Below are 6972 nucleotides of genomic sequence, written 5' to 3'. Positions count from 1 at the left end.
GAGCATGTCGATGCGGTTCAGCACCGGGTTGCCCGCGATGACCTTGGTGAAGCTGACGAACTCGCTGGCGGCGTTCAGCCCGACGAGCCCGGTCAGCACGGCGAGCCGGGGACCGCGGCCGAGGCGGGTGGCGGCCAGGCCGAGCAGCGCGCCGAGCGCGTTGGAGCCGGTGTCGCCGAGCATCGCGCGCTCGCCGAGGTCCTCGGGCAGCAGCGCGGCGGCGGCGCCGAGCGGCGCGGCGACGACGGCGGCGGACGGGCGGGCCAGCGCCAGCGGCGCGCCGGTGATGAGGCCGACCTTGACGGCCCGGCCGGGCCGCAGATCGAACAGGTTCATCAGGTTCGCGGACCCGGCGATGATCGCGCCGTTGACGAGGGCGTCGAACGCGCGTCCCGTCCGGGTCGGGGCGGGCGACCCGGCGATCGCGGCGGCCGCCAGCCCGGTGGCGCCGATGCCGAGGATCTTCACCGCGCCGCTGGTGACCTCGCCGCGGGCCAGCGCGGTCAGGTGGCCCTTGAAGCCGCGCGAGGACGCCGAGCCGGCCAGGTCGTCGTAGCCGCCGAGGATCCCCGAGCCGGCGCCGGCGAGCAGCGCGGCGGCCCGCATCCGGCCCTCGACCCCGGGGGCCAGCAGCCCCGCCGCGGCGGCGCCCGCGACGACCGCGGGGCCCTCCAGCAGCGTCACCGGCTCACCGCGGTGGTTGGTGCGGCCCCACACCTCGTCGCCCGGCACACCGTTCAGGCCGGGCGGGTTGCCGGTCAGCGCGGCATAGGCGGCGCGTGCGGCGGCGGCGCCCAGCGCCGCCCCGGCGACCGCGCCGAGCCGTCCCGCCGAGCCGGCGGCGATGCGTCGCTTCATCAGGTCACCCGTTCTTCCCCGCCGTGGGAGCGGGCGAGGGCAGGTAGCCGCTCGCGCCGGCGCCCGTGCCGTACTGCCCGCTCTTGCCGTTCATCTCGTTCTGCAGCGCCAGGATCGTGACGACCTGGCCGGAGGGGGTGTCCACCACGTCGACGGTGGAGACGCTCTCCCCGGCGTCGGAGTCGCGCAGCGCCGCGATCAGCCCGCCCTCCTGCGCGGAGGTCGGCGGGCCCCCGACGACCGTACCGCGCCCGGCGGCGTCGAGGGCGGTGGCCAGCGAGATCAGGGCCTTGTTGTCGTCGCCGCCGCCCTCGTAGGCGTACGGGGTGGCCGGGCCGATCAGCACGGCGAGCGTCGCGTGCCGGCCGGGCTTGCCGGTGGCGGTGATGTACCCGGCCTCCTTGAAGCCGTTGAGGACGGCCCCGCCGGCGGCGTCCTCGCGGCCCGACTCGCCCGGGTCGCCGGTGACGAGGGCGCGCGCGAGGACGGCGCCCGCCTTGTCGTAGGCGTTGGCGTCCTCGGGGAACTCCACGTCGTCGGCCTTGAGCTGGGTGGCCAGCTCGTCGACCGTCATCAGCTGGTCGTCGTCCAGGAGCTTCTTCTGGATCGTGACGCGGCCGGTGACGGCGGCGCCCGCGTTCTTGGCCAGCTCGCTGACCTGCTCGATGCTGTCGTCGCCGGCGCCGGGCGCCTCGACCAGGACGACGGACTGGCCCTTGAGCCGGTCCGCGACGATCTGCGGGGCCAGCACGCCGGCGAACCGCTCCTGCCCGTTGACCTGCTCCTGCAGCTGCCGCTGCTGGTTGCGGGCCTGCTGGGCGGTCTTGGCGGCCTGGTTGGCCTGCTGCCGCAGGGTGTCGCTCACCGAGTCCGACAGCGTGGTGGAGCCCAGCACGATGCCGAGCGCCAGCGCCAGGAAGATCGCGACGATGGAGACGAGGTGGTAGCGGAAATCGATCACGTGAAGAGTCCGGTCAGCCAGAAGACGAAGGCGTGCCAGCGGTCGGCGAGCAGGGGACTGATGACGTCCCCCGCCGGGGACACGGCGACGGCGATGACGATGGCGACGAGCGCGCCGAGGACGAGGAACAGCAGCGACCAGGTGGAGATCCTGCTGCGGTAGAGCCGGCTGACGCCCTTGGCGTCGACGAGCTTGCTGCCCACCCGCAGCCGGGTGAGGAAGGTGCTGGCCATGCCGGCGCGGCCCTTGTCGAGGAACTCGACCATGTTGGCGTGGGTGCCGACCGCGACGATGAGCGTGGCGCCCTTCTCGTCGGCGAGCAGCATCGCGATGTCCTCGCTGGTGGCGGTGGCGGGGAACGTGACCGCCTCCTGGCCGAGCTCGTGCACCCGCTTCAGGCCGGGCGCCCGCCCGTCCCGGTAGGCGTGCACGACGATCTCGGCGCCGCAGGTGAGGGCGTCGTCGGACACCGAGTCCATGTCCCCGACGATCATGTCGGGGCGGTAGCCGGCCTCCAGCAGCGCGTCGGCGCCGCCGTCCACCCCGATCAGGACGGGCCGGTACTCGCGGATGTAGGGCCGCAGGGTGGCGATGTCCTCGCGGTAGTGGTAGCCGCGGACCACGATCAGCGCGTGCCGCCCGCTGAGCTTCGTGGCGACCTCGGGGACGCCGACGCCGTCGATGAGCAGGTCGCGCTCGCGCTTGACGTACTCCATCGTGTTGGCGACGAACGCCTCCAGCTGGCTCGCGAGGCCCGCCTTCGCCTCGACCAGCGCCGTCTCCACCGACTCGGCGGTCTGCTCGGTGCCCTTGACGATGAGCTCGTCGCCGCGGTGCACGGCGCAGCCGTCGATGCGGACCTGGTCGCCCTCCTGCAGCTTGGCGAACACCTCCGGGCCGACGTCGTCGACCAGCGGGATGCCTGCCTCCAGCAGGATCTGCGGGCCGAGGTTGGGGTACCGGCCCGAGATGCTCGGGGCGACGTTGACGACGGCGCCGACCTCGCAGGACACCAGCGCCTCGGCGCTGACGCGGTCGAGGTCGACGTGGTCGATCACCGCGACCTCGCCCGGCTGGAGGCGCTTGGTGAGGTCCTTGGTGCGGCGGTCGAGCCGGACCGTGGCGCTGACCCCGGACCGGCCGTCCTCGCGGGCACGGCCGAGCGCGAGCCCGCGCAGCGGCAGTTTCTGTGCCAGCCGGACGCGGCGCTCGGTGGTGGGTGACGGGTCGCTCATCACTTGCCATCCTGCCAGAGCGCGGATGCGGACGCCCGAAAAGGCGGGCGTCCAGGCGTGTCCATTCGTGTACTCTCGGTGATTTCGCGTGCGGGCCGCCGTCCGGCGGCGCCCTGCCGCCGCGGGGGGCCTTGCGCCGCGGTCAACGTTCTTCGGAGGCCATGCCCAGGAGTTCCTCGGCGTGGGCGCGGCCCAGTTCGGAGTCCTCCAGGCCGGCGAGCATCCGGGACAGTTCCCGCACGCGCCCCTCCCGGTCGAGGGCGGTGACGCCGCTGCTGGTGACGCTGCCGTCGTCGGACTTCTCCACGAGCAGGTGCTGGTCGGCGAACGCCGCGACCTGCGGCAGGTGTGTGACGACGATCACCTGGGCGTTGCGGGCCAGCCGCGCCAGCCGGCGCCCGATCTCGACGGCGGCCTTGCCGCCGACGCCGGCGTCCACCTCGTCGAACACGAACGTCGGGACCGGGTCGGCGCCGGCGAACACGACCTCGATCGCCAGCATGACGCGGGACAGCTCGCCGCCGGAGGCGCCCTTGTGCAGCGGCAGCGGGTTGGCGCCCGGGTGCGGCGCGAGCCGCACCTCGACCTCGTCGACGCCGTGCGGGCCGTAGTCGCCGGTCGGCGTGACGGTGACGACGACGCGGGCGTGCGGCATCGCCAGCGCGGTCAGCTCCTCGGTGACGGCGCCGGAGAACCGCTCGGCCGCGCGGGTGCGGACCTCGGTGAGCTCCGCCGCCTCGGCGGCGAGCCGCTCGGTCAGCTCCGCGTGCTCGGCCCGCAGCTCCTCGATGCGGTCGTCGTCGCCCTCCAGCTCGGTGAGCCGGGCCGCGGACCTGCGCGCCCACTCCAGGACCTCCGCGACCGTGCCCTCCGCGCCGCCGTACTTGCGGGTGAGGCCGGTGAGCTCGGCGCGCCGCTCCTGGACGGCGGCGAGCCGGGCGGGGTCGGCGTCGACGGACTCGGCGTAGGACGCGAGGTCGGTGCCGACGTCGGAGACGAGGTAGCCGGCCTCGGCGAGCCGGTCGGCGAGCGCCGCCAGCTCCGGGTCGTGCTCGCGGACGGCGTCCAGCGCGTTGCGGGCCTGGCCGAGCAGGCTCGTCACGTTCGCGGCCTCGAACGCGGCGGCGGCGTCGCCGAGCAGCGCCTCGTGCGCCGTGTCGGCGGCGCCGCGCAGCGCGTCGGCGTGCCCGAGGCGCTCCTCCTCGGCGGCGAGGCCGACGTCCTCGCCGTCCTTCGGGTCGACCTTCTCGATCTCCTCCAGGCCGAAGCGGAGCACGTCCGCCTCCTGGGCCCGCTCCCGCGCCCGGGTCGTCAGCTCCTCCAGCAGCGCGGTGACCTGGCGGTGCCGCTGGTACGCCTTGGTGTAGGCGCGCATCGGCTTGGTCAGCGCCGCGCCCGCGTACCGGTCGAGCGCGCCGCGCTGCCGCGCGGACTGCAGCAGCCGCTGCTGGTCGGACTGCCCGTGCACGGCGACCAGGTCGTCGGCGAGGTTGATCAGCACGTTGACGGGGACGGAGCGCCCGCCGAGGAACGCGCGGGACCGGCCCTCCGCCGACACCGACCGGGTGACGATCAGCGCGCCGTCGTCCAACTCGCCGCCGGCCTCCTCGACGCGCTCCACCACGCGGCCGCCGGGATCGACGACGATCCGGCCCTCCACGGTGGCGCGGTCGGCGCCCGGCCTGACCCGCTGCGGGTCGGCGCGGCCGCCGAACAGCAGCCCGAGGCTGGTGACGACCATGGTCTTGCCCGCCCCGGTCTCGCCGGTCACCACGTTGAACCCCGGGGACAGATCGAGCACGGCCTCGTCGATCACCCCGAGGCCCTGGATCCGCACCTCATCGACCATCGGGCGCACCAGCGTCACAACCCTCCGCAAAACAGATCCCGGTCCAGCGCCTGTGGAGATTATCCCCTCTCCCCACCGGCCGCTCCCCCGTCCTGCGCCGCGGGCCCCCCGCCCGCGGCGCCGCCCGGCGCGGGCCGGCCGGCGGCGCCGCCCGCCGCCGCACCGTCCCCGACCTGCGAGTCCTCCAGTGAGGGCGACGGGTGCGCGGGCTGGCGGACCCGGCCCCGCCACCCCGTGACGGGCAGCCCGAACTTCGTTACCAGCCGGTCGGTGAACGGGGTGAGCCGCAGCCGCGCGAGCCGCACCGGCTCGACGCCGCGGCGGACCTCGACCCGCGCGCCGGGCGGCAGGTCGAGGGTGCGCCGCCCGTCGCACCAGAGCACGGCGCGGGGCGTGCCGGGCAGCACCTCCACCGCCACCGACGAGCGCGGCGACACCACCAGCGGGCGCGCGAACAGCGAGTGCGCACTGATCGGCACGACCAGCATCGCCTCGACCTCCGGCCATACGACCGGGCCGCCGGCGGAGAACGCGTACGCGGTGGACCCGGTCGGTGTGGCGCACACCACGCCGTCGCAGCCCCAGTTCGAGAGGGGCCGGCCGTCGATCTCGGCGACGACCTCCAGCATCCGCTCCCGCTCGCCCTTCTCGATGCTGGCCTCGTTCAGCGCCCACGTCGTGCCGAGGATCGTGCCGTTGCGGCGCGCGGTGACGTCGATCGTCATGCGCTCCTCGACGTCGTAGCGGCGGGCCACGACCCCCTCGACGGTGGCGGCGAGGTCCTCGCGCTCGGCCTCGGCGAGGAACCCGACGTGGCCGAGGTTGACGCCGAGCAGCGGCGTCCCGGTCGTGCGGGTCAGGTCGGCGGCGCGCAGCAGCGTGCCGTCCCCGCCGAGGACCATCACGACCTCGGCGTCGTCGGCCGCCGCCGCGGTACTGGGCATGACGTCCACGCCCGTGCCGCCGATCGCGGCGGCCTCCTCGTCGAGGACCCGCACGCCGATGCCGGCCTCGCTGAGCCGCTCGATGACCAGCTCGGCGCTGCGGATCGCCTCGGGACGCCCCGTGTGCGCCACGACAAGCACCGACCTCTTGCTCATGCTCTCTGCCCCACTCCCGACGCGCTACGGCGTACAGACGCCTGGACGAACGGCCCGCCCGGGGACGTTCCCGGTTCGGACGCCCTCTGTACGGTTCCGCGGCGCCCCGGCGATCACCGCGCCCGTCACCGTGCCGCCCATCACCGTGCCGCCCATCACTGCGGGCCCTCCGCGATGGCCGTGGCGAGGGCGGCCGGGGCGAGCGGCGGGGCCCCGGCGCGCAGCCACAGGAAGTACTCCACGTTGCCCGACGGGCCCGGCAGCGGGCTCGCCGTCACGCCCCGCACCCCGAGCCCCAGCGTCGCCGCGTGCCCGGCCACCTGGCGCACCGCGTCGGCGCGCAGGTCCGGGTCGCGCACGACCCCGCCCGCGCCGACCCTGTCCTTGCCGACCTCGAACTGCGGTTTCACCATGAGCGCGAAGTCGGCGTCGGGCGCCGCGCACGCGCGCAGCGGCCCGAGGACGAGCCTGAGGGAGATGAACGACAGGTCTCCGACGACGAGTTCCGGGGCCTCGCCGAGCATCTCCGGCGTCAGCTCGCGGACGTTCACCCGTTCCAGCACGGTGACCCGGTCGTCCGTCCGCAGGGACCAGGCGATCTGCCCGTACCCGACGTCGACCGCGTACACGCGGGCCGCTCCCGCGCGCAGCAGGACGTCGGTGAACCCCCCGGTGGAGGCGCCCGCGTCGAGGCAGACTCGGCCCTTGACGTCCGGCCCGCCGAACGCGTCCAGCGCCCCGGCGAGCTTGTGCCCGCCGCGCGAGACGTACTCGGGGCCGCCGGCGGCCTCGGCGACCACGATCGCGGCGCCGGTCTCGACCTGCGTCGCCGCCTTGGCCGCGGTCTGCCCGCCGACCCGCACCCGGCCGTCGCCGATCAGCTGCCCCGCGTGCTCCCTGGACCGGGCCAGGCCGCGCCGCACGAGCTCCGCGTCCAGCCGCCGCCTGCTCACGGGCGGGGGCGGAGGG

Annotated in this window: 5 protein-coding genes and 1 pseudogene; all 6 read right to left on the bottom strand. The window is 75.2% G+C overall.

Translation table 11 applies throughout. The annotated features are described in order from the left end of the window. On the bottom strand, positions 1–858 hold an 858-nt coding region (locus tag E1200_RS29335; RefSeq protein WP_131955327.1), incomplete at its 3' end, for a hypothetical protein. A gap of 4 nt (positions 859–862) precedes the next feature. Then, positions 863–1819 carry a copper transporter gene (locus E1200_RS29330; RefSeq protein WP_131955326.1) on the bottom strand — a complete coding sequence of 319 codons (957 nt, stop codon included), beginning with the start codon at positions 1817–1819 and terminating at the stop codon, positions 863–865. Next, positions 1816–3054 carry a putative cytokinetic ring protein SteA gene (gene steA / locus E1200_RS29325; protein WP_131955325.1) on the bottom strand — a complete coding sequence of 413 codons (1239 nt, stop codon included), beginning with the start codon at positions 3052–3054 and terminating at the stop codon, positions 1816–1818. The genes E1200_RS29330 and steA overlap by 4 nt, the downstream gene beginning before the upstream one ends. Positions 3055–3196: 142 nt before the next feature. Continuing rightward, a complete protein-coding gene (gene recN, locus E1200_RS29320) occupies positions 3197–4903 on the bottom strand; it encodes a DNA repair protein RecN (RefSeq protein ID WP_131955324.1) in 1707 nt (568 codons plus the stop codon). A gap of 215 nt (positions 4904–5118) precedes the next feature. Further along, positions 5119–6003 (bottom strand): annotated as a pseudogene (locus E1200_RS29315) (NAD kinase); the annotation flags it as partial. Between the two features lie 155 nt (positions 6004–6158). Beyond that, positions 6159–6956, bottom strand: coding sequence for a TlyA family RNA methyltransferase (locus E1200_RS29310; protein WP_131955322.1), 798 nt, complete (start codon positions 6954–6956; stop codon positions 6159–6161). Positions 6957–6972 lie beyond the last annotated feature (16 nt).

This window comes from Actinomadura sp. GC306 (genome assembly GCF_004348665.1).
Classification (GTDB): domain Bacteria; phylum Actinomycetota; class Actinomycetes; order Streptosporangiales; family Streptosporangiaceae; genus Spirillospora.
This window is presented reverse-complemented; position numbering and strand designations above follow the sequence as displayed.

Bases quoted from the DNA above. Each gene is read 5' to 3' on its own strand.
- steA (WP_131955325.1), bottom strand. From the start codon at position 3,054: ATGAGCGACCCGTCACCCACCACCGAGCGCCGCGTCCGGCTGGCACAG.
- recN (WP_131955324.1), bottom strand. From the start codon at position 4,903: ATGGTCGATGAGGTGCGGATCCAGGGCCTCGGGGTGATCGACGAGGCC.